The organism is Methylocystis sp. S23 (assembly GCF_054106005.1).
Genome location: NZ_CM134185.1, coordinates 2,322,482 through 2,342,828 on the forward strand (window position 1 = coordinate 2,322,482; position 20,347 = coordinate 2,342,828).

Annotated in this window: 21 protein-coding genes; 10 read left to right on the top strand and 11 right to left on the bottom strand. The window is 67.4% G+C overall.

Annotation, left to right across the window (positions count from 1 at the left end; translation table 11 throughout):
• Positions 1 to 102 precede the first annotated feature (102 nt).
• The 4 genes from hisA to hisB are packed head-to-tail and all read right to left on the bottom strand — an operon-like array spanning position 103 to position 2,530.
• Positions 103 to 840 (bottom strand): 1-(5-phosphoribosyl)-5-[(5-phosphoribosylamino)methylideneamino]imidazole-4-carboxamide isomerase, encoded by a 738-nt coding sequence (gene hisA, locus ACV7JP_RS11480; RefSeq protein WP_457795814.1) that lies wholly within the window; start codon positions 838 to 840, stop codon positions 103 to 105.
• Positions 837 to 1,487: an imidazole glycerol phosphate synthase subunit HisH gene (gene hisH, locus ACV7JP_RS11485; protein WP_457795815.1), complete on the bottom strand. Its 651-nt coding sequence runs from the start codon at positions 1,485 to 1,487 to the stop codon at positions 837 to 839. The genes hisA and hisH overlap by 4 nt, the downstream gene beginning before the upstream one ends.
• Positions 1,484 to 1,891 carry a DUF2628 domain-containing protein gene (locus ACV7JP_RS11490; RefSeq protein WP_457795816.1) on the bottom strand — a complete coding sequence of 136 codons (408 nt, stop codon included), beginning with the start codon at positions 1,889 to 1,891 and terminating at the stop codon, positions 1,484 to 1,486. The genes hisH and ACV7JP_RS11490 overlap by 4 nt, the downstream gene beginning before the upstream one ends.
• Before the next feature lie 42 nt (positions 1,892 to 1,933).
• Positions 1,934 to 2,530, bottom strand: coding sequence for an imidazoleglycerol-phosphate dehydratase HisB (gene hisB / locus ACV7JP_RS11495; protein WP_457795817.1), 597 nt, complete (start codon positions 2,528 to 2,530; stop codon positions 1,934 to 1,936).
• Positions 2,531 to 2,722: 192 nt separating this feature from the next.
• Between hisB and ACV7JP_RS11500 the strand changes: the two genes are divergently transcribed.
• Positions 2,723 to 3,613, top strand: coding sequence for a hypothetical protein (locus ACV7JP_RS11500; protein WP_457795818.1), 891 nt, complete (start codon positions 2,723 to 2,725; stop codon positions 3,611 to 3,613).
• A 106-nt stretch (positions 3,614 to 3,719) separates the two neighbouring features.
• Complete coding sequence (locus tag ACV7JP_RS11505; RefSeq protein WP_457795819.1) at positions 3,720 to 4,478, top strand: MOSC domain-containing protein; 759 nt, start codon at positions 3,720 to 3,722, stop codon at positions 4,476 to 4,478.
• A 44-nt stretch (positions 4,479 to 4,522) separates the two neighbouring features.
• Here ACV7JP_RS11505 and ACV7JP_RS11510 read toward each other — a convergent pair whose 3' ends face one another.
• The 3 genes from ACV7JP_RS11510 to htpG form a co-directional block, all read right to left on the bottom strand.
• On the bottom strand, positions 4,523 to 5,404 hold the full coding sequence (locus tag ACV7JP_RS11510) for a DUF4167 domain-containing protein (RefSeq protein ID WP_457795820.1): 882 nt from the start codon (positions 5,402 to 5,404) through the stop codon (positions 4,523 to 4,525).
• A gap of 540 nt (positions 5,405 to 5,944) precedes the next feature.
• Positions 5,945 to 6,853 (bottom strand): peptide chain release factor N(5)-glutamine methyltransferase, encoded by a 909-nt coding sequence (gene prmC / locus ACV7JP_RS11515; protein WP_457795821.1) that lies wholly within the window; start codon positions 6,851 to 6,853, stop codon positions 5,945 to 5,947.
• A gap of 6 nt (positions 6,854 to 6,859) precedes the next feature.
• Positions 6,860 to 8,752, bottom strand: a complete 1,893-nt coding sequence (htpG, locus tag ACV7JP_RS11520; protein WP_457795822.1) for a molecular chaperone HtpG — start codon at positions 8,750 to 8,752, stop codon at positions 6,860 to 6,862.
• A gap of 445 nt (positions 8,753 to 9,197) precedes the next feature.
• Between htpG and ACV7JP_RS11525 the strand changes: the two genes are divergently transcribed.
• Complete coding sequence (locus ACV7JP_RS11525) at positions 9,198 to 9,617, top strand: DUF2794 domain-containing protein (RefSeq protein ID WP_457795823.1); 420 nt, start codon at positions 9,198 to 9,200, stop codon at positions 9,615 to 9,617.
• 112 nt (positions 9,618 to 9,729) lie between these two features.
• Here the strand turns inward: ACV7JP_RS11525 and ACV7JP_RS11530 are convergent, their stop codons facing one another.
• Entirely contained in the window at positions 9,730 to 10,503 is a 774-nt protein-coding gene (locus tag ACV7JP_RS11530) for a Bax inhibitor-1/YccA family protein (RefSeq protein WP_457795824.1), read from the bottom strand.
• A 488-nt stretch (positions 10,504 to 10,991) separates the two neighbouring features.
• Between ACV7JP_RS11530 and ACV7JP_RS11535 the strand changes: the two genes are divergently transcribed.
• The gene (locus tag ACV7JP_RS11535) at positions 10,992 to 11,789 is read left to right on the top strand and encodes a hypothetical protein (protein ID WP_457795825.1); all 798 of its coding nucleotides are present in this window, start codon (positions 10,992 to 10,994) and stop codon (positions 11,787 to 11,789) included.
• 165 nt (positions 11,790 to 11,954) lie between these two features.
• On the opposite strand, the gene ACV7JP_RS11540 is transcribed toward ACV7JP_RS11535, so the two are convergent.
• The gene (locus ACV7JP_RS11540; protein WP_457795826.1) at positions 11,955 to 12,746 is read right to left on the bottom strand and encodes a lytic murein transglycosylase; all 792 of its coding nucleotides are present in this window, start codon (positions 12,744 to 12,746) and stop codon (positions 11,955 to 11,957) included.
• A 168-nt stretch (positions 12,747 to 12,914) separates the two neighbouring features.
• Here ACV7JP_RS11540 and ACV7JP_RS11545 point away from each other — a divergent pair, with 168 nt between their 5' ends.
• Together ACV7JP_RS11545 and ACV7JP_RS11550 are read left to right on the top strand one after the other, a co-directional pair.
• Positions 12,915 to 14,453 carry a YifB family Mg chelatase-like AAA ATPase gene (locus tag ACV7JP_RS11545; RefSeq protein WP_457795827.1) on the top strand — a complete coding sequence of 513 codons (1,539 nt, stop codon included), beginning with the start codon at positions 12,915 to 12,917 and terminating at the stop codon, positions 14,451 to 14,453.
• 78 nt (positions 14,454 to 14,531) lie between these two features.
• Positions 14,532 to 16,271: an ATP-binding protein gene (locus ACV7JP_RS11550; protein WP_457795828.1), complete on the top strand. Its 1,740-nt coding sequence runs from the start codon at positions 14,532 to 14,534 to the stop codon at positions 16,269 to 16,271.
• Here the strand turns inward: ACV7JP_RS11550 and ACV7JP_RS11555 are convergent.
• Positions 16,226 to 17,104 carry a pirin family protein gene (locus tag ACV7JP_RS11555; protein WP_457795829.1) on the bottom strand — a complete coding sequence of 293 codons (879 nt, stop codon included), beginning with the start codon at positions 17,102 to 17,104 and terminating at the stop codon, positions 16,226 to 16,228. The two genes, ACV7JP_RS11550 and ACV7JP_RS11555, sit on opposite strands and share 46 nt — an antisense overlap.
• A 139-nt stretch (positions 17,105 to 17,243) precedes the next feature.
• Here ACV7JP_RS11555 and ACV7JP_RS11560 point away from each other — a divergent pair, with 139 nt between their 5' ends.
• Positions 17,244 to 17,564, top strand: coding sequence for a DMT family transporter (locus tag ACV7JP_RS11560; RefSeq protein ID WP_457795830.1), 321 nt, complete (start codon positions 17,244 to 17,246; stop codon positions 17,562 to 17,564).
• Between the two features lie 141 nt (positions 17,565 to 17,705).
• Here ACV7JP_RS11560 and ACV7JP_RS11565 read toward each other — a convergent pair whose 3' ends face one another.
• Positions 17,706 to 18,818: an amidinotransferase gene (locus tag ACV7JP_RS11565; protein ID WP_457795831.1), complete on the bottom strand. Its 1,113-nt coding sequence runs from the start codon at positions 18,816 to 18,818 to the stop codon at positions 17,706 to 17,708.
• Between the two features lie 264 nt (positions 18,819 to 19,082).
• Here ACV7JP_RS11565 and rpmI point away from each other — a divergent pair, with 264 nt between their 5' ends.
• The 3 genes from rpmI (at position 19,083) to ACV7JP_RS11580 (ending at position 19,971) form a co-directional block, all read left to right on the top strand.
• Positions 19,083 to 19,283: a 50S ribosomal protein L35 gene (gene rpmI / locus ACV7JP_RS11570; RefSeq protein ID WP_036287582.1), complete on the top strand. Its 201-nt coding sequence runs from the start codon at positions 19,083 to 19,085 to the stop codon at positions 19,281 to 19,283.
• A gap of 39 nt (positions 19,284 to 19,322) precedes the next feature.
• Entirely contained in the window at positions 19,323 to 19,688 is a 366-nt protein-coding gene (gene rplT, locus ACV7JP_RS11575; RefSeq protein WP_457795832.1) for a 50S ribosomal protein L20, read from the top strand.
• A 139-nt stretch (positions 19,689 to 19,827) separates the two neighbouring features.
• Positions 19,828 to 19,971 carry a hypothetical protein gene (locus ACV7JP_RS11580; RefSeq protein WP_457795833.1) on the top strand — a complete coding sequence of 48 codons (144 nt, stop codon included), beginning with the start codon at positions 19,828 to 19,830 and terminating at the stop codon, positions 19,969 to 19,971.
• The last annotated feature ends 376 nt before the right edge of the window (positions 19,972 to 20,347 follow it).

The window sequence follows — 20,347 nt, forward strand, 5'->3', positions numbered from 1 at the left end:
GCCTTACCCCACCCGACCCCGCCTTACGGCGGGGCCACCCTCCCCGTAAAGGGGAGGGATTTGCTCGCGACCAGCATTCGTGCAGTTGGCTTGCCGCCGGTTTCATTTCGCCCGCGCCTTCCTGATCAGCGCCAGCGCCTCCCTGGGATCGAGCCGCCCATCATAAAGCGCGCGCCCGGTAATGGCGCCGGCGAGCCTGGCGCAGTCGGGCTGCACGAGACGCTCGATGTCGGCGAGCGAGGCAAGGCCGCCGGAGGCGATGACGGGGATGGTCAGCGCATTTGCGAGCGCCAGGGTCTGCTCGATGTTCAGCCCGGTGAGAATTCCGTCGCGCGAGATGTCCGTGTAGATGATGGCGGCGACGCCCGCGTCCTCGAAGCTCTTGCCCAGATCGAGCGCCGACATGCGCGTTGTGCGCGCCCAGCCGTCGACGGCGACCATGCCGTCCTTGGCGTCGATCCCGACCGCCACGCGGCCCGGATAGACCCGCGCGGCCTCGCGCACGAAGGACGGGTCCTTCACCGCCGCCGTGCCGATGATGACGCGCGCGACGCCCTTCTCCAGCCAGCCGGAGAGCGTTCGCATGTCGCGAATGCCGCCGCCGAGCTGTACCGGAATCGTCAGCGCGCCGAGGATCGCCTCCACGGCGCCGGCGTTGCGCGGCGCGCCGGCGAAGGCGCCGTCGAGATCGACCACATGCAGATATTCGAAGCCCTGGCGCTCGAAGGCGCGGGCCTGTTCGGCGGGATCGTCGTTGAAGACCGTGGCGCGGTCCATATCGCCTTGCGCGAGACGGACGCACTGGCCTTCCTTCAGATCGATCGCGGGAAAGAGAATCACGGACGCCACCTCAGGAAATTGGCGATGAGCGCGAGGCCGAGCCTCTGGCTCTTTTCGGGATGGAACTGGACGCCGACGAGATTGTCGCGCGCGACGGACGCCGTGAGCGGCGCGCCGTAATCGGTCGTCGCGAGCACATGGGCGGGCTCGGACGGCGTCAGATGATAGGAGTGGACGAAATAGGCGTGCAGGCCGTTCTCGCCCGTGGGAACGCCCGAGAAGACTGGATGCGCGCGCGTGAGCGCGAGCGTGTTCCAGCCCATATGCGGGATTTTGAACGACGGGCCTTTCGGCTGAATGGCGACGACATCGCCGCCGATCCAGTCGAGGCCGGGCGTCTCGCCATGCTCCAGCCCGCGCGCCGCCATGAGCTGCATGCCGACGCAAATGCCGAGGAAGGGCCGGCCGCGCGCGATCACGGCTTCCTGAAGCGCGTCATAGAGGCCGGGGAGGGCGAGCAGGCCGCCGCGGCAATCGGCGAAGGCGCCGACGCCCGGCAGCACGATGCGATCGGCGCCGCGCACCGCTTCCGGATCGTTCGTCACTTTGATCGCGCCGCCGAGGGCCGCTTCACGCGCGGCGCGCTCGAAGGCCTTCTGCGCCGAGTGCAGATTGCCGGAGCCGTAATCGATGATGACCGTCGTCAAGCGCCGCTCTCCGCGGGAATCGTTTCGGGGGAGGCCGCGCGCAGGCGGCCGAAATAGACCTCCTCGGCTTCGTCCTCATTGTCGGCGATCACCACATCGCCTTCGACATAGCCGCGCCGCTGCAAGGACCATGCGAGAAGCCGGTCGCCCTCGAAGCCGAGGATCAGCGCGGCGGCGACGCCGAGAAGCGACATGGCGTCCCGCGGCATTTTGAGCAGCGCCCCCGAGCCGCCGATCAGGACGAGCAGAAGCGTCCAGCCGATCGCCGGAAGCCAGGCGCGCTTCCACAGGAGCCAGAAAGGGCCGAAGAGGAAAGCCGGCGTCGAAAATCCGTCACGCAGGAACCGGATCTTCTCGGGCTCGGACGTCCCGGCGGGCGGCAGATGAACGGTGAAAACAGCCACGGGCTTTCCCTCCTCGACTGGACGCTTCCCGCCGGCCGCCGGTCAGGCGGTCAGCGTGCCCTTGGTGGAGGGCGCCTCGCCCTGGACGCGGCGCGGATCGATCGCCACCGCCTTGCCGAAGGCGCGGGCGAAACCCTTGAAGGCGCTTTCGGCGATATGATGGCTGTTGACGCCCTTGAGGCTGTCTATGTGCAGCCCGATGCGGGCCTGGACCGCGAAGGCCTGGAAGAATTCGCGCATCAGCTCCGTGTCGAATTCGCCGATGCGCTCGGACGGAAAATTCACCTCATAGACGAGAAAGGGGCGCCCCGACACATCCACGACGACGCGGGTCAGCGCCTCGTCGAGCGGCACATGGGCGTCGCCATAGCGGGCGATTCCCTTCCGGTCGCCGAGCGCCTCGTCCACCGCCCGGCCGAGAGCGAGGCCGACATCCTCCACCGTGTGGTGACCGTCTATGTGCAGATCGCCCTTCGCCAGCACCGTCAGGTCGAGCGGCGCATGGCGGGCGATCTGATCGAGCATATGGTCGAAAAAGCCGATTCCCGTCGAAATGTCGGATTTGCCCGCGCCATCGAGATCGACGGCGACGGCGATCGCTGTTTCCTTGGTGTTGCGCTCGATTCTGGCGCTACGCATCGAGAAAGGGCCTTCCGAAAGGCGGCGCCGAACATGCGTCGGCCGCGCGCCGCCAGCTTGTAGCAATTTCGCGGCGCCCGCGCCACCCGTGCAAGGGAGCGTTCTCGGTCGATTCAGGCTGCTGGCCGTTTGGCCAGGGCGCGCCTATGATCGCATCCAAGGTCCGGCAACAGGACGAATTGGGGGGATCGTATGAGACCAGCGCCTTTCGCCATGCCCGTCATTCTGTTCAGCCTCGCGGCCGTCGCCGGCGCGCCCGAGGAGGACTATATCGCGGCGCGGGACGCGGCGATCGCCAAGATCAAGAAGATCGAGGCGAAGACGCCCGGAGCCGATACGAGCAAGATGAGCGGGAAGGCGCTCGCCGATCTGGAGAAGCGCCTCCAGGCGATCATCGGCGATCTCGAGATCAAGCCCTATCCGGCGAAAGGCAAGATCGCGCTCGGCTCCCTTTCCGACAATGAGGTGGGCGGCGGCGGTCTCGACGCGCTGCGCTTCGCCAAGGGCGAGGACGGCCCGCAGGTCTATGTGACGACGGACGGCCTCGCGACGAAATGGATCGCCAAGCCCGAGGAGTGGTGGACGAAGAAAAGCAAGACGCCGCCCTCGATCGACGAGGCGCTGGCGAATGACGAATTCTACACCTATGCGATCAGCGAGGACGCCGCCCTCACCAAGACCGCCGACCTGCCGATCGCGAAGCCGGAAGGGGCGCGCTTCGCCGTCGCGCTGCTCGGCGGCTGGGCGCAGGACATCGGCCCCAACCCCAATCAGGAGATTGTCGTCGCGGTTCGCCGGGACGGGAAGGTCTATATCGCGACGCAGAGCGCGGAAAAGTTCAAGCTCATTTCCGCCTGCGAGGCGGTGTGGCGGGAAGCCGAGCAGAAGGCCGAGGCCATTTTGAAGAAATATGAGGCCGGCGGCGCGAAGGACGAGAAGCTCTTCAATTCCTCCACGGCGGAGCAGGAGAAAGGCGACCGGGACTATCGCGCCTGCAATATGGAGCGCGCGCCGAAGGAAGCCTTCTTCCCGGCGCTGGTGAAGGAGGCGCAGGAGATCGCGGATCGTTTTGGCGGGAAGTGAGGGCGCCGCCAATCCGCGGATCTGAGCGTGGCCGAGGCGCGCGCCTTGACAATCGCGCCGCTCTCGCCGCCTTGAGGCTCCGACGAATCGCCGTTTGGAGCCCGCCATGCGCCTCGCCCGCCTCTACCGCTACCCCGTCAAGGGTCTCTCGCCGGAGCCGCTCGACTCGGCCGATCTCCCGACCGGCGGCTATTTTCCCTGCGACCGGCTCTTCGCGCTGGAGAACGGCCCCTCGGGCTTCGAGGCCGCCGCGCCGGAGCATCAGCCCAAGATCAAATTCCTGATGCTCATGAAGAACGCCGCACTGGCGGGGCTCGTGACGCGCTATGACGAATCCTCGGGCGCGCTGTCGGTCTCCAGGGACGGTCGGGAGGTCGCCAGGGGCGATCTGCGGACCAGCGCGGGCCGGGCGGCCATCGAGGCCTTTCTGAGCGGCTTCGTCGGCGAGCCGGAGGTGCGCGGCCCGGTGCGGCTGCTCGAAGCCCCGACCGGCTTCCGCTTCACCGATTCGAAAGCCGGCTTCGTCTCGCTCGTCAATCTCGCGAGCTGCGCCGAGATCGGGAAGGCGCAGGGCGCCGAGGTCGATCCGCTGCGCTTTCGCGGCAATCTCTATGTCGAGGGCGCGGCCGCCTGGGCGGAGGCGTCCTGGCCGGGGCGCAGATTGCGAATCGGCGGCGCCACCCTGGAAGTGCTGAAGATGACCGATCGCTGCGCGGCGACGGGCGTCGAGCCGGGGACGGGCAGGCGCGACATGGATTTGGTGCAGACGCTGCGCATGAATTTCGGCCATATCGACTGCGGCGTCTATGCGCGCATCGAAAAGGGCGGGCGCGTCGCCATCGGCGACGCAATGAGCCTCGTCTGAACGAAAGAGCCGCCCGAAGGCGGCTCTCCCGCCGTCATGCGGCGTCAGAACCGGTCCGGCTCGATAGGCAGCTCGCTCGGCTGCGGGGCGGCTTCCTCGCGGGTCTCGCCGGCCGATTCCTCGAGCTGCGGACGCGGGCGGCGGCGGCGGCGCGAGCTCAAGTGGAAGTTCACGCCCTCATGCTCGCGCGCCGGCTGGCGCTCGGCGGCCGGGGCGAAGCCCGCCTCGGGCGCTTCCGTCTCCGCGACGACCGGTCGGGCCGGGGGCGCGGTGATGAAGGAAGGCAGGCCGGGCGCCGGCTCGTCATTCGCCTCCGGCCCCGGACGCTGGAAGCGGCGGTCGCGATTGCGCTCGAACCGGCGCGGCTCGCCCTCATTGCCGCGCTCGCGGAAGGGCGGGCGCTCGGGACGCGGCGGACGCTCGCCGCGCTCCATCCGCTCGGGCCGATCCATCCTTTCCTGGCGCTCGCCGCGCATCTCGCCGATGGGGCGCTCCTCATAGGGCTGCGGCTGGGGCTGCGGCTGCGTGAAATGCGGCTGCGGCGGCTGCTGCGGCATGAAGGGCTGCGGCTGCGCCTGATAGACCGTCGGCGGCAAGCGCTCGGAGAGCGGCGCGAAACGGTCGGGCAGGGCGGCGAAATCGTCGTCGTCCTCCATCTCGGCCTCCGCCTCCATCTGCGGGCGGCCGAAGCCGTTCGCCTGCTGCTGGGCGACCTGGGCGGCGGCGATCAGCCGGAAATAATGCTCGGCGTGCTGCAACAGGCTCTCGGCCATGATCGTGTCGCCGGAGGACTGCGCGTCGCGCGCAAGCTGCAGATATTTCTCGGCAATATGCTGGGCGGTGCCGCGGATTTTGACGTCCGGGCCGTTCGATTCATAGGAGCGGGTCAGCGGGTTGGGGCCTTTTCGGCCGCTGCGCCCCCGCATTCTCTTGTTTTGTCCTGGTCTCATCCACTCCCCCGAAAGCTTCGCGCGCCTCGCGCGTGAAAGACTCAAAACCGGCGGGTCGACGCCGCGCCGATCTTCCCGTTGAAAGAGATCGTCAGGCCTGCGGCCATCCGCCGCGCGCGCAAAACGATCGTTGGTGAGGCGCCTGGCCGCGCCCGCGTTCAAGTCTCCGGTCCTGTCGCTTGCCGCTGCGCGATCCTATCCGGCGCATTGACGACCGGCGCCCCTCGGAGCGGTCGTTTCATGACGAATCTGGCGGACTTCGACAGTCGCGCATCTTCAAAGGATGCACGCCGCGACGGTCGACGTGGCCTTACTCCACCTGGATCATGCAGCTTACACGCCAGCCTTTGCCGGCCTGTCCTGGGCGACCCGCTCGCGAGGCGGACCCGGAAATTGTCGAGATCCCCATCTCGATTTCGTCTAGCTGATATAGGTCGGACTATAGAGGCTGCACCCCCCTCAGCCAAGTGCGGCGTTGCGCGGGGTCTCCGAAAACCCCGTACTGTAGCCAATATGTCACGAACGCGGCGGCGCCTGGCGCGCGGCGACCGCCCGGTCGCGCCCGCCCGCGTCGCGGCCCACGCGCGCGACGCTGAATCCCTTGTCGCCGAGGAGCGCGGCGACGCTGACCGCCTGATCCGAGCCGACCTCGAAAGCGACAATTCCGTCGCATTTCAGCAGGCGCGGCAGATCAGCGACAATTTCGCGATAGCAGTCGAGCCCGTCCGTTCCGCCGTCGAGCGCGAGCGCGGGATCGTAGAGCCGCACCTCCGGATCGAGCGCGGGAATCGCCGCGGCCCGCACATAGGGCGGATTGGAGACGATGACGTCGTAAGGGCCCGCCAGCGACTCGCCCCAGCGGCCGCGCACGACGCGGGCGCGATTGGCGAGGCCGCAGCGCGCGAGATTCGTCGCCGTCGCGGCGCAGGCGTCGGGCGAGAGATCGACCGCGACGCCCCGCGCGCGGGGCAATTCGCTGAGCAGCGCGCAGACGACGGCGCCCGAGCCGCTGCCGAGATCGAGAAGGTCGAGCGGCGCGTCGCGCTTCTCGATCAGCGCCAGGGCCGTCTCGACCAGCGTCTCCGTATCCGCGCGCGGATCGAGCACATTGGGCGCGACGACGAGATCGAGCGTCCAGAAGCCGCGCTCGCCCAGGATGCGCGACACGGGCTCGCGCGCGGCGCGTCTTGCGGCGTAATGCGACAGGCGGTCCGCCTCCTCGTCCGAGAGCGGCGCCTGCGGCGACATTGCGAGCTGCAGGCGCGTGAGCCCGGCGGCGGCGCGCAGAAGCGCGCGGGCGTCCTCCTGCGCCTCGCCGGGCTCGACTCCGCTTTCGGCGAGATAGGCCGCGACCTCGGCGATCGCCTGCGCGCGCGAGGTCGGCGCCTCGGGCCCGGCAGGGCGGGTTGCGGGGTCGCCGCCCACTTGCGCTCACCCGCCCTTTGCAAGGAGAGCGGAAAGGCGCTTGGCGAAGGCGGCGGGATCGACCGGCCGCTCGCCGTCCGCGACGCGGGCGAGGTCGAGCAGCAGATGCATCCCGTCCGCCGCGCCGTCGCGGCCCCTGTCGCGCAGGCTCGCCAGCAGCGCGGCGACGGCGGGGTGCTTGGCGTTGATCTCGAGCACCGGCTTGCCGAGGAGCCCCTTCTGCCCGCTCTCCTCGAGAATGCGCGCGAGCTGCCGATCGAGCCCCTTGTCGGAGGCGACGAGACAGGCGGCGCTTTCCGTCAGACGCGTCGAAACGCGCGCGTCTTCGATCGAATCGGCGAGCGTCTCCTTCAGCGCGGCGATAAGATCGCCGACATCCGCCGCGGGCGGCGCTTCGTCCTTCGCCCCTTCCGCAAGCGGAACGAGGTCGATGTCGGCCGCGCCCTGCGTGACGGATTTGAAGGGCTTGCCCTCATAGCCCAGCGCGCTCGTCACCCAGAAGGCGTCGACCGCGTCGTCGAGCAGAAGAACCTCGACGCCCCGCGCGCGAAAGCCTTCGAGCTGCGGGCTCGCGGCCAGGCGCTTCGCGTCGTCGCCGGTAATGTAATAGATCGCGGTCTGGTTCTCGCGCAGATCGGCGACGTAATCCTTCAGCGTGCGCGTCTTGCCTTCGGACTTCGTCGAGGCGAAGCGCGCGATGGCGAAGAGATCGTCGCGCCGGCTCGGATCCTCGTGCAGGCCCTCCTTCAGCACGGCGCCGAAATTCTCCCAGACGCCCGCGAATTTCTCGGGCTCGTTCTCGGCGAGCTTCCTGAGCTCCTGAAGAATGCGCGTCGCCACGGCCTTGCCGATCGAGGCGACGACCGGGCTCTTCTGCGCCATCTCGCGCGAGACGTTGAGCGGAATGTCGGCGCTGTCGACCACGAGGCGCACAAAGCGCAGAAAGGCGGGGAGCAGCTCCACGTCGCGCGAGATGAGCACGCGGCGCACATAGAGCTTGGACTTGCCCTTGCGGGACGGCTCGAAGAGATCGAAGGGCCGGGCGCCCGGGACGAAAGCGAGAACCGTATATTCCGTGCGGCCTTCCGCGCGCCAATGCGCAATCAGGGCCGGCTCGTCGAAGGCGCCCGACAATTGGCGGTAGAAATCCGTATATTGCTCTTGCGTGATCTCGGATTTGGGCCTCGTCCACAGCGCCACGCCGTCGGCGATGCGGCGCGGCTCCTGGCCCGGCGCCTCGACGAGATCGATCGGCGTCGAGACGGCGCCCGAATGCTCGCGCACGACGCTCTCGATGCGCCAGGGCTCCAGAAACTCGTCGCTGTCGGCGTTGAGATGCAGCGTCACGCGCGCGCCGATTTGCGGCGCGTCTTCGAGCGCGAGCGGCGCGATGGAATAGGTTCCCTTGCCTTGCGAGGCCCATAGCCAGGCCTGGTCTTCTCCGGCGCGTCGCGTCGCGACCTCGACGAGGTCGGCGACCATGAAGACCGAGTAGAAGCCGACGCCGAAGCGCCCGATGAGCGAGGAGCCTTCGCCTTCGCTTTCCCTGCCGAGCTTCTCGAGGAAAGCGCGCGTGCCGGAATTGGCGATGGCGCCGAGCGCGCCGATGAGCTCGTCGCGCGACATGCCCACGCCGTTGTCGGCGATCGTGAGCCGGCGATTCTCCTTGTCGAGCGTGATCGTGACGAGCGGCGCGCGCGCCTCGGCGGCGAGCCTTTCGTTGGAGAGCGATTCGTAGCGAAGCTTCTCGCAGGCGTCGGCGGCGTTGGAGATCAGCTCGCGCAGGAAGACTTCGCGCTCCGAATAGACGGAGTGCGCCATCAATTCGAGAAGCTGCGCGACATCCGCTTGGAAGCCGAACTGCTGCGGCGCTTCGGCGGCGACGGCGTCGTGGGTCATGTGGTCTCCGAAATGCAGTCACGCTCCGCCTTGGGAGCGTCTGATTAAAAAGGGAAACAAGGCGGCCTTGCGGCCACGCTCCCTCAGTTCGTCATCGACGCGAAAATTGCAAGGCGGGCCGCTCAAAAGACAGGGTCGGCGCGGGATTGCTCCCGGCCGACCCGTCCATCGCCGCGGCCTTTATCGACTTGCGAACACGCGATCCCGGGGGGCTGGGGGGCTGACGAAAACCGGAAAAGCGTGCGAAAGCCGGTCGCGGCAATGAGGACAAATATTGGCCTACGCGTTTGACGTGCAAGGGGCTCAATGCAGGCGAAAATGTGAATTTTGCTTACGGCGGCTTCGGTTAAGGCGCGCGCCGCCGCAAGATGTCGCGCATATGACAAGAGAAGGCTTGCCCTCGCGCCGCCATCGCGCAAACATGACAGAAATTTGGAGGTGACGCATGGCGGAGTCGGAGACGACAGAGCCCAGCCGATCCAGGCCCGCCCTGACTGTCGTGGCAGGCTCCGGTCGACCGGGGCAGGATCAGCACAGGGGGCGGGGAGAAAGCCGCGCGGCGGCGCCGGTTTCCTTCGACCGGCGGGAGCTCAACGCGCTTTTCAATCTCTACGGGGCGAAGGTGGCCTCGGGCGAATGGCGCGATTACGCCCTTGATTTCACGCCCGCCAGGGCCGTGTTCTCCGTTTTCCGGCGGACGAGCGAAGCGCCGCTCTATCGGATCGAGAAGAACCCCGAGCTTGCCCGCAAGCAGGGAGAATACGCCGTGATCGCGGCGGGCGGCCTCGTCATGCGCCGCGGGCATGACCTCTCGCGCGTGCTGCGCGTGCTCGACAGGGGGCTGAGCCTCGTGGGCGCCGAATAAACGGCAAGAAGCCCCGCCGAAGCGGGGCTTCGCCGGCGAACCTCCGGCAGGCGTCTCGAAGCGTCAGGGCGCCGAGCCCCGCCGAAGCGGGGCCGCCGGCCGGAAGTCCAGTCTATTCGCTGCGCTGGTTGCCGAGCAGGAACATCAGCGACTGGAACATGTTGATGAAGTCGAGATAGAGCGACAGCGCGCCGAAGACGCTCATCTTCTGCGTGGCCTCATAGCCGGCGCCTTCATAATACATGTCCTTGATGTTCTGAGTGTCCCAGGCGGTCAGGCCCGAGAAGATCAGAACCGACAGGATCGAAAGCGCGAACTGAAGGCCGGTCGACTGCAGGAACAGATTGACGAGGCCGGCGATCAGAAGACCCCAGACGCCCATCACGAGGAAGGAGCCGAAGGCCGAAAGGTCGCGCTTCGTCATGTAGCCGTAGAGGCTGAGGCCGCCGAAAGCCGCCGCGGTGATGAAGAAGACGCGGGCGACCGACGCGCCGGTGAAGACGAGCAGGATCCACGACATGGACAGGCCCATCACCGCCGAGAAGGCGAGGAACAGGTTGCGGGCCGTCGCCGCCGACATCGCATTCGCGCGCGCGCCGATGAAAAAGACGAAGGCGAGCGGCGAGAACATGATGATCCAGCGCAGCGGCGTCGTGTAGATCATCGAGCCGAAGGGGGACAGCGCCACCAGCTTGCCGCCGACGAATTGCGGATTGGCGAGCATGAAGACGCCAAGCGCGACGAGACCCGTCACGGCGAGGCCGAGCGTCATGTAGTTGTAGACGCCGAGCATATAGCTGCGCAGGCCCTCGTCGATCTCGGCCGTGGTCGACCGGGCGACCCCGCGGCCGTAGCCGAAGCTCGTGTTGCGGTCGTAATGAGACATAGCGATCCTCTCGATCTCCAAGGCCGGCGCGCGGCGTTCCGCCCTCGCCCGTGGCCTCAACCATTATGGCTCCCTGCAATATGGCTTGGCCCGGATGGCGAGGCAATATGCGAACGGATGAACTCTTGTTAAGATGGCGCCAGGCTTAAAGGAGCGTTCCCGCCGCCCCGGCGTGAGCGGCGCCGCCCGGTTTTTCGCGGCGAGCCTTCGCACCTGCACAATCGACAGGGCCGGAGCCTCCTGCGGCCTTGCGCGCCCGCCGGCCGGTCCTTCCCGGCCGCTCGCGGCGAGGGCGGCCCCCTGTCGCCGTTGATGTTGCAAAGCAGTATAGATGACCGATTGTCGCACCCTTGCTCATGTAAAGGAATGCGATAACATCGGAGAAACGGCGTCGCCCGACCCTCCGGGAGCGGTGGGGAATTGCGCGGCGCAAGCGAGAAATTCCTGAGCGTCGCGTGTCCTTGCCGCACGGAGACCAGGAGGAGAAGATGAGTGACGACGCCTCGACTTCGTTTCACACAATCATGAAGCCGCTGAAGCTTCTTGCCGCCGCGGGCTGCCTCGCCTTCGCGGCTTTTTCGGCTGCGCCCGCGCAGGCGCATGGCCGGCTCGGCGCCGCCGAAGGCCGCTGCCGCCTCTTCATCGGGCCGGACATCATGAACTTCACGGGCTATCTGCCCGAGGCCTCGAAGAATGAGTTCTGCGAGGACATTCCCTCCACCGGCCCCATGATCATGGTGCTCGACGCGGAGCAGGACGAGCTTCGCGACATGAAGATCGAGCTCCGCATCGTCAAGGATGTGGGCGGCGAGGACAAGGAGAACGAAAATCTCGAGGCGGTGACGGTGGCCTATCAGCCGCCCAAGAGCTATCCGACCGGAACGGTGAATTTCGAGCACACCTTCAAGGAAGGCGGCTATTTCGTCGGCATCGTGACCGTGACGGGCGATCACGGCGAGCGCTGGGTGTCGCGCTTTCCCTTCTCGGTCGACCGCACCTTCATGCGCGATCTGCCGGTCTATGTGACCCTGGGCCTCGGCGTCGTCGCGGCCTTCCTCATCTATCTCGTGCATCGCCGGCGCAACCCGCCGCCGCAGACCACGACGGCCGCGACGGCCTTCAAGACCCCGCCGACGCCGCCGGACGCCGAAGCGGAAGATGTCGGGCCGCCGCCGGCCGAGACGGGCGAGGCGAGCGCTTCCGAGGGGGCGAAGGAAGAAGATTCCGCGTCCAAGCCGGGCGACGATCACGACGACGCCGACAAATACAAGACCGCCGCCGAATAGGGCCTTCCCCGTCCGGCGGGCGATCAGACCGCCGGCGACGCCGCGCCCCTCGCGCCAAACGGCTATGCCTCATCCGCGAGCGAAGCTCGCGTCTCGAAGGACGAGGCCCGCTTTGGAGATTTGCCGGCGCGAGCTCGGCCGCCGCCCGGGGCGGCGGCCTCTTGCTTATTCGCCACCGTCGATCTGCCGGCCGATGATGGCGATGGCGCGCTCATAGACGGAGGCCGCGTTCCAGGCCTGGATCGCCGCGAAATTGGGCTCGCCCGGCTGATAGCCCGCGCCCGCCTGCCAGCCATGGGCGTGCAGGAAGTTGGCCGTGGACATGAGCGCCGCCTGGGCGTTATCGAGATTGCCGACGCCATATTGCAGAATGTTTTTCGGGAGGAACTGCGTCTGCCCGATCTCGCCATGCATGGAGCCCCGCGCATTGGGCGACAGCCGGCCATGGTCGATCAATTGCAGCGCGGCGTAGAGCTGGTCGCTGAAATATTCCGACCGGCGGCAATCATAGGCGAGCGTCGCCACGGCCGAGAGCGCGTGCTGATTGCCGTGAACGGCGCCGAAGCCGGTTTCCATGCCCCAGATGGCGAGGAGCGGCCCCGGCGGCACGCCGTAGCGGCTCTCGATCGACTGGAAGAGGCCGGCCATCGACCGCTTGAGCTGGCGCCCCTTGGCGACGATGGCGGAGGCGCCGCGCTTCTGCATGAAGCCCTCGAGCGACAAGTGGAAGCTCTTCTGCCCGCGATCGGCGCCGATCGTGGCCGAGTTGTAATGCGTGTTCAGCAGCGCGTCGACGCCCGCCGAGCCGACGCGCCCGCGCGCTTCCTCGGCGAATTCCTGCTTCCAGGCCTCGAATCCGCCGGCCCCGTTGCCGCAGCGCGCGGCTTGGGCCGGCGCGGCGCCGGCAAGCGCCGCAACAATAAGCGCCGCCGCGCCGGCGACTGGGAATTTCTGCATCGGCTGCTCCTGGGGTTTTTCCGAGACGCCGCGAGCCTAACCAATTTTGATCCGGCGGCAAACGCCGCCCGGGCGAAGGCGGCGTGTTCGTATGTTGTTCTTGCGCGCGCCGCGCCTCGATATTACCATGGCTCCGTTTCAGCTGGCGACGTTTTGGAGCGTAAACCTATGGCGGTTCGGGTGGCGACGGTCGCTTTCGAAGGCGTGGACGCGCGGCCCGTCGACGTTCAGGTCCAGATTTCCCCGGGATCGGTCGTCTTCAACGTGGTGGGGCTGGGAGACAAGGCCGTCGCCGAATCGCGGGAGCGCGTGCGCGCGGCCCTCATCGCCTCCGGCCTCGCGCTGCCGGCCAAGCGCATCACCGTCAATCTCGCGCCCGCCGACATGCCCAAGGAGGGCAGTCATTACGACCTTCCCATCGCGCTCGGCGTGATGGCGGCGATCGGGGCCATCCCCTCGGACGCGCTGGAGGGATTTGTGGCGCTCGGCGAGCTTGCGCTCGACGGGACGCTGACGCCCGTGACCGGCGCCTTGCCCGCCGCCATGGCGGCGAACGCCCGCGGGCAGGGGCTCATCTGCCCCAGGGAATGCGGACCCGAGGCGGCCTGGGCCTCGCGCGAGATGGAGGTGCTGGCGCCGCGCTCGCTCATCCAGCTCGTCAACCACATCAAGGGAACCCAGGCTCTGGCGCGGCCCGAGCCGGCGGTGCGGGCGCCGGCGGCGGATTTGCCGGACCTCGCCGACATTAAGGGGCAGGAGAGCGCCAAGCGCGCGCTGGAGATCGCGGCGGCGGGCGGCCATAATCTGCTGATGAGCGGGCCGCCCGGCGCCGGCAAGTCCATGCTCGCCGCGCGGCTCCCCTCCATCTTGCCGCCTTTGACGCCGCGCGAGCTGCTGGAAGTCTCCATGATCCATTCGGTCGCCGGCCAGATCGCGGGCGGCGCGCTCACCAACCGGCGGCCCTTCCGCGCCCCGCACCATTCCGCCTCCATGGCGGCGCTCGTCGGCGGCGGGACCCACGCCAGGCCCGGGGAGATCTCGCTCGCCCATAACGGCGTGCTGTTTCTCGACGAGCTGCCGGAGTTTCAGCCGCAGGTTCTGGACAGCCTGCGCCAGCCGCTCGAAACCGGGGAGGTCGCCGTCTCGCGCGCCAATCACCGGGCCGTCTATCCGGCGCGCTTCCAGCTCGTCGCGGCGATGAACCCATGCCGCTGCGGCCACGCCCTCGATCCGGGCTTCGCCTGCCGCCGCCAGCCCAATGAGCGCTGCGCCGCGCAATATCAGGCGCGGCTCTCCGGCCCGCTGCTCGACCGTTTCGATCTGCAGATCGAGGTTCCGGCCGTCACCGCCGCCGACCTGGTCTTGCCGCCGCCCGCCGAGGGCTCGCGCGAGGTCGCGGCCCGGGTCGCCCGCGCCCGCGCCCTGCAGCGCGCCCGCTATGAGTCCCTGGAGCTTCCGGGCGTCGCCGCCAACGCCGCCGCGCCGGCCTCGGTCATCGAGCGCGTGGCGCGGCTCGACGGGCCGGGGACCGCGCTCATCCGCGAGGCCTCGGACCGGTTCGCGCTCAGCGCGCGCGGCTTCCACCGTGTATTGAAGCTCGCCCGCACCATCGCCGATCTGGACGGCGCGGAGGAGATATCGCGCCCGCATCTCGCCGAGGCGCTCTCCTATCGCGCCGGGCTTTCGGCGGGGCGCGCGGCCGCGTGAGGCTCGCTGCGGGGAAAGCTTTATCAATCGGCCTGGGGCATGATTCGTGCGCGAGGAGCCTGCGGGGGAGCCTGATCGATGAGCGCTTGGGAAATCACCCTCATTGCCGCGCAGCTTGTCGTCCTGCTGCTGGCGGCGTCGATCTTCTTCGCCCTGCACAAGGGACGGCGCGGCGCGGCCGAGACGGAGCTGGAGCGCCTGCGCGACGAAATCTGGGAGCTGCGGGCGGCGGCCGACGCGCGCGACAAGGCGGAGGCGGCGAGCCTCGCCAAGTCGCGCTTCCTCGCGACGGTCAGCCACGAGATTCGCACGCCGCTCAACGGCGTCATGGGCCTCGCGCAGCTTCTCGCCATGACGCGGCTCGACGCCGAGCAGGCGAGCTATGTCGAGGCCATCAACGATTCGAGCCGCTCGCTCGCGCAGCTCATCGACGACATTCTCGACTTCTCCAAGATCGAGGCCGGCAAGCTCGAATTGCGGCGCGAGACCTTCGCGCTCGCGCCGCTCGTCGAGGGCGTCGTCGAATTGCTGGCGCCGCGCGCCTTCGCCAAGGGATTGGAGATCGCCAGCTTCATCGCGTCCGACGCTCGCGGCGAGATCGAAAGCGATCCCTCGCGGCTGCGGCAGGCGCTCGTCAATCTCCTGGGCAACGCAATCAATTTCACCGAAAGCGGCGGCGTGGGCCTGCGGGTCTTCCGGAACGCGGGCGCCCTGCGTTTCGAGGTGCGCGACACCGGTCCCGGCGTGCCGCCCGCCGCGCGCGACGCGATCTTCGAGGAATTCGAGCAGGGCGACGCCTCGGCGACGCGCCGCCATGGCGGCACCGGCCTCGGCCTCGCCATTTCGCGCCGTCTCGTCTCGCTCATGGGCGGCGCCCTGACCCTGGCCGAGACATCGGAAAAAGGTTCGACATTCGCCTTCACTTTGCCGGCGCCGCCGGCGCCGGACGCATCGGCGCGCCCGCTTGCCGGCGCGACCGTCCTCGTCGTCGGCGCGAGCCGCTTCGAGGCGCCCTATCTCGCCGAAGGCCTGCGCGCGGCGGGCGCCGAGGCGGCCGTCGCCGGGAATGAAGCGGACGCAATCGCGCGCCTCGGGCGGGATGGCGCGCTTGACGCCCTCATCGTCGATTGCGCGCTTGGCGAGCGGATCACCGCGCGGCTGGCGGCGGCGGCGCGGGCGGCGGGCCTGCGGCGGCTCTTCCTGCTGTTCTCGCCACTGGAGCGGCGCGCCTTCGGCGAGGCCGCGATGCGGGACTTCGACGGATGGCTGGTGAAGCCCGTGCGCGGCGCCTCCCTCGTCGCGCGGCTGTCGCAGGAGCGCGCGGACGCGCCGAAGCCCCTCCCGGCGGAGCCGGCGCGCGCGCTGGCGGGACTGAGGGCGCTCGTGGCCGAGGACAATGACGTCAACGCCCTCATTCTCACGCGCCATCTCGGCAAGCTCGGCGCCGACGCCGCCCGCGCCCGCAACGGCGCCGAGGCGGTCGCGATGGCGGCGGCGCAGGCCTATGACGTCATCGTGATGGACCTTTTCATGCCCGAGCTCGACGGGCGGGCGGCGACGCGCAGCATAAGAGAGGCCGAGGCGCAAGCGCGAACGCCCCGAACGCCCATTCTCGCCTTGACCGCGAGCGCGCAGGAGGAGGACGAACGCGCGGCGCGCGCGGCGGGCGTGGACGCCTTTCTGACGAAGCCCGTCGATTTCGCCGACCTCGCCGCCGCGATCGAGGAGCTGCGTCTCGCGCCGCGCGCGATCGAGCGGCGCGGCGCCGCGACTCAGGCGCCGGCCGGCGCGATGGTCCCGAAGCGGCCGGAGCGATAATCCTCGAAAGCCTGTTTCAGCTCCGCCGCATCGTTCATCACGAACGGCCCTTCCTGCGCGACAGGCTCGTCAATGGGCTCTCCGCTCAGGAGCAGCAGCTTCGCGTCGCCCTGCGCGGTGAAAATAACGTCGCCGCCATGGCGCTCGAAGACGATCGTTTCGCCGGACCGCGCATGGCCCTCGCCATTGACGACGACCGGCCCGTCGAGAACGGCCACGACGAGATTATGTCCCTCGGGCAGATCGAAGGCGGCCGTCTTGCCCGCGTCGATGCGCACGTCCCAGATATTCATGGGCGTTGCGGTCCGCGCCGGGCCCATGGCGCCGGCGAATTCTCCGGCGATCACCCGCACGAGCCCGCCGTCATTGCGCAGTTCGACGCGGGGAATGGCGTCGTCGAGCAGCGTCTGGTAGCGGGGCGCCGTCATCTTCAGCCGCGCCGGCAGATTGACCCAGAGCTGCGCGATCTCCAGCCGTCCGCCGCGCTTCGCGAAGGCGTCGGAATGGCGCTCCTCATGCAGCACGCCGGCGCCCGCCGTCATCCACTGCACGTCGCCGGGGCCGATGATTCCGCCCGCGCCGGTCGAATCGCGATGCGCCACTTCTCCGTCATAGACGATGGTGACGGTCTCGAAGCCGCGATGCGGATGCTGGCCGACGCCGCGCCCATGGTCGGATGGCGGAAAATCGACAGGCCCGGCATGATCCAGGAGGATGAAGGGGCTCACGCTCTCGCCGCGCCCGGCGTAGGAAAAAAGGCTGCGCACGGGGAATCCGTCGCCCACCCAATGCACGGTTTCCGGCGCGGGATAGACGCCGAGGATCTTTCTCATGACGGCGCCCTCCTTGGCGCAACTTCGTTCAACCTTATCTGTGGCCCTTTGCGCCTCGTTCAATCAGCGGGCGGCCGTCTCGCCTTGACGGCGGACGCCGAAGCGCCAACAAGGCGTTTAAGGATGAAAGGATTATTGGATGGACTGGATCATCTTGTTGATCGGCAGCGTCTGCGAGGTCGGCTGGCTCGTGGGCATGAAATACGCCGACGGCTTCACGCGCTTCTGGCCGACGGTCGTCATGCTGTTTTTCATGATCGCGAGCGTCGGCTGCCTCGGTATCGCGGTGAAGACGATCCCCGCCGGCACGGCCTATGCGGTCTGGACGGGCGGCAGCATCGCCGCCGTGGCGATCGTCGGCGTGCTGCTCTTCGGAGAGCCCGCTACGCCGATGAGACTGGCGTCCTTCGTCCTGATCGTGGCCGGGATGGTGGGCTTGCGATTGAGCGGCGTGAACTAGCGGCTTCCGTCACTCGAAATGCCGGCCTTTTTTGCTGACGCGTTCCGTCATTGCGAGCGAAGCGAAGCAATCCAGCGCCGCAATGACGCTCTGGATTGCTTCGCTTCGCTCGCAATGACGGGAGGAGAATGGCGCAGGCTGCTAGAAATAGCTCTCCAGCGTCCCTCTTCTCCGCACGTCCAGCGTCGCGCAATGGAAGGCGCCGCCGAAGGCCGCGTAATGCAGGAAGGGAACGGGGATCGGTTCATAGCCCCATTTCTCGACCTGCCGCATCATGTTGACGTGATGCGGATCGACGATCATGCGCTTCTCGTCGACCATCAGAATGTTCATGCTCAGCCATTTGCCGCACATGGAGGTGATCTTGAGGATGCGGTCCTCGATCGGCGTCGGCTCCGGCGCGACGAGAATGTCCCATTTCTTGAGAATGTCGGGCAGTTCGTCCGGAACGATATATTCCGGATTGATGAGAAGGCGGCCTGGCCCCAGCGGCAGGATCGTCGTGTCGATATGCATGGGATTGGGGCAGCGGCTCTTGATCTCGTGGATGCGATAGCCGTCGCCGAGATGCCGGCGCAGCCAGTCTACGCCCATCTGGTTCGTGACGTTGGAGCGCGTAACGAAAATGTCGCGGCCGCAACGGAAGAAGTCGGCGGCGTCGAAGACCGGCTCGAATTCGGTGAGAATATAGCGGATCGGCTCGCCCTTCTCGGGGAGCGTGAAGTTCGGATCGAAAAGCTCGTCCGTGAGCTGGGGCTTCGGGGCCGAGGTCCAGCGCGCGCCGCGGCGGAAATAATCCTTCAGGATCGGCCGATAGGAATGAGTCTCGAAATAGCGGCAAGGCCAGGCCATGGGCGTTTCGAGAATTTCGTCGCCGATGACGAGCATGGAGTCGCGCGGGCAGGAATTGCAGAAGCCGCGCGAGGACCAATAGGGCGTCGAGAATTTGGCCTTATGGTTGAAGGGCTCGGGACGGGTCACCGTGACGCCGAGCCGCTCCAGCACCCTGATGAAATTGTCGAGCTCCTCCTGCGCCGGCTCGACCATGAATTTTGGGAATCGGAAGCCGGCGGCGAGCGCCTGCGCCCGCGCCGCCATGCCGGGTATGTTGCAGGTTACGACGGGATGGTCGGAGGGAATCGTCGAACCTTCCAGCCGGCCGACGATGATTTCCTCCAGCGGGTCCCACTCATTATGGGAACTGACCGGGCGTTCGGCCGCGACAGCGTCAGACAATGGCGCATGAACGTTCATCCAATAAGCCCTCACGTTTCCTGATAATTTATAATTCCGGCAGCCCTGTTCCGGCTGCTTCGCGGCTGAATATGTCGCATGAACGGCGTCTGTCCAACGCTCTTGCAATTTCTCCCCGTTTGGCCCATAAGCCGCGCTTCCGAACCGCCCGGCCAGTAGATGGGCTGCCGTGGCGGTTCTTTTCGCTCGCGCGAAACGCGTCCTCAAGGGTCCGTCGGGCCGGACGCGTCAAGAATCAAGAGGGCGAAGGCCCAGGAGAGCAAAATGCCCAAGCTGAAGACGAAGTCCGGCGCCAAGAAGCGCTTCAAGATCACCGGGACCGGCAAGGTGGTCTACGCCCAGCAGGGCAAGCGCCACGGCATGATCAAGCGCACGAACAAGCAGATCAGAAATCTGCGCGGGACCAATGTCCTGTTCAAGACCGACGGCGACAACATCAAGAAATACTTCCTGCCGAACGGCTGACGCCCCGCAACATAAGCAGAATTCTGAAGGAGTTTCGTCATGGCTCGCGTGAAACGGGGCGTTACGTCCCACGCCAAGCACAAGAAGACGCTGAAGGCCGCCAAGGGCTTTTACGGCCGCCGCAAGAACACGATCCGCACCGCCAAGGCCGCGGTCGATCGCTCGATGCAATATGCGACGCGCGACCGCAAGGCCAAGAAGCGCGCCTTCCGCGCCCTGTGGATCCAGCGCCTCAACGCCGCCGTGCGCGAGCATGGCCTGACCTATTCGCGCTTCATCGACGGCCTCGCCAAGGCCGGCGTCGGCGTCGACCGCAAGGTCCTGTCTCAGCTCGCCATCGAGCAGCCCGAGGCTTTCGCCGCCATCGTGGCCCAAGCCAAGGCGGCGCTGCCGCAGGCCGCCTAATTCTCTGAATAGGCTTGTATTTCAAGGAGCGCTCGCCGGCCGACGGCGCGCGCTCTTTTGATTTATTCCAATTTCGCCGGATCAAACGAACGGTTCGGAATGTTGCTCCTGTCAGAGAGGGCAGACAGGAGTAAGGCTCATGAAAGGCAAGTCTAGAGGCGGCGCTGTCGCCGCCGCCCTGAACAAACTGCTGGAAGCCATTCGCGAGTCGCTGCCGGGTCAAGCGCCCGTGCTGCGTCCGATCCCCATCCGCCGCCCGGCCGTCCCGCCGCGCAGCGATTAGGGATATGATTTTCCGCCATCCTCCCGCCTGCGCCGGCCGTTCCGATCTTTCGCCTTAGCGGCGAAGCCCAAATGGACGCATGCCGGCGCAGGCGCTTTCACGAACCCGTCGACCGCCATTCCGGGCTGACAGGCGCCCGATCCATGCGCGCATGACGCATCTCCGCCCGAAAGCGGGGGCGAGAACGCGCCGCTTCAAGCAAAATGAGAGAGAGCCGCGCGGATTGCGGAAGGCCTCGCCGCGCGCGTCGGCGGGCGATAAGTTGGCCTGCGCGAAGAATCGACAGCGGAAAATTTCTCCGCGGATTGTATGATTGGTTCTGTTTTCCTTGACGAAGGCGGCGCATGTCGCGCTCTCGATTTGCGGTCCGGAGATT

Coding starts and splice junctions, on each gene's coding strand:
- hisB (WP_457795817.1), bottom strand. CDS start 2,530: ATGCGTAGCGCCAGAATCGAGCGCAACACCAAGGAAACAGCGATCGCC.
- ACV7JP_RS11500 (WP_457795818.1), top strand. CDS start 2,723: ATGAGACCAGCGCCTTTCGCCATGCCCGTCATTCTGTTCAGCCTCGCG.
- ACV7JP_RS11505 (WP_457795819.1), top strand. CDS start 3,720: ATGCGCCTCGCCCGCCTCTACCGCTACCCCGTCAAGGGTCTCTCGCCG.
- ACV7JP_RS11510 (WP_457795820.1), bottom strand. CDS start 5,404: ATGCGGGGGCGCAGCGGCCGAAAAGGCCCCAACCCGCTGACCCGCTCC.
- htpG (WP_457795822.1), bottom strand. CDS start 8,752: ATGACCCACGACGCCGTCGCCGCCGAAGCGCCGCAGCAGTTCGGCTTC.
- ACV7JP_RS11525 (WP_457795823.1), top strand. CDS start 9,198: ATGGCGGAGTCGGAGACGACAGAGCCCAGCCGATCCAGGCCCGCCCTG.
- ACV7JP_RS11530 (WP_457795824.1), bottom strand. CDS start 10,503: ATGTCTCATTACGACCGCAACACGAGCTTCGGCTACGGCCGCGGGGTC.
- ACV7JP_RS11535 (WP_457795825.1), top strand. CDS start 10,992: ATGAGTGACGACGCCTCGACTTCGTTTCACACAATCATGAAGCCGCTG.
- ACV7JP_RS11540 (WP_457795826.1), bottom strand. CDS start 12,746: ATGCAGAAATTCCCAGTCGCCGGCGCGGCGGCGCTTATTGTTGCGGCG.
- ACV7JP_RS11545 (WP_457795827.1), top strand. CDS start 12,915: ATGGCGGTTCGGGTGGCGACGGTCGCTTTCGAAGGCGTGGACGCGCGG.
- ACV7JP_RS11550 (WP_457795828.1), top strand. CDS start 14,532: ATGAGCGCTTGGGAAATCACCCTCATTGCCGCGCAGCTTGTCGTCCTG.
- ACV7JP_RS11555 (WP_457795829.1), bottom strand. CDS start 17,104: ATGAGAAAGATCCTCGGCGTCTATCCCGCGCCGGAAACCGTGCATTGG.
- ACV7JP_RS11560 (WP_457795830.1), top strand. CDS start 17,244: ATGGACTGGATCATCTTGTTGATCGGCAGCGTCTGCGAGGTCGGCTGG.
- ACV7JP_RS11565 (WP_457795831.1), bottom strand. CDS start 18,818: ATGAACGTTCATGCGCCATTGTCTGACGCTGTCGCGGCCGAACGCCCG.
- rpmI (WP_036287582.1), top strand. CDS start 19,083: ATGCCCAAGCTGAAGACGAAGTCCGGCGCCAAGAAGCGCTTCAAGATC.
- rplT (WP_457795832.1), top strand. CDS start 19,323: ATGGCTCGCGTGAAACGGGGCGTTACGTCCCACGCCAAGCACAAGAAG.
- ACV7JP_RS11580 (WP_457795833.1), top strand. CDS start 19,828: ATGAAAGGCAAGTCTAGAGGCGGCGCTGTCGCCGCCGCCCTGAACAAA.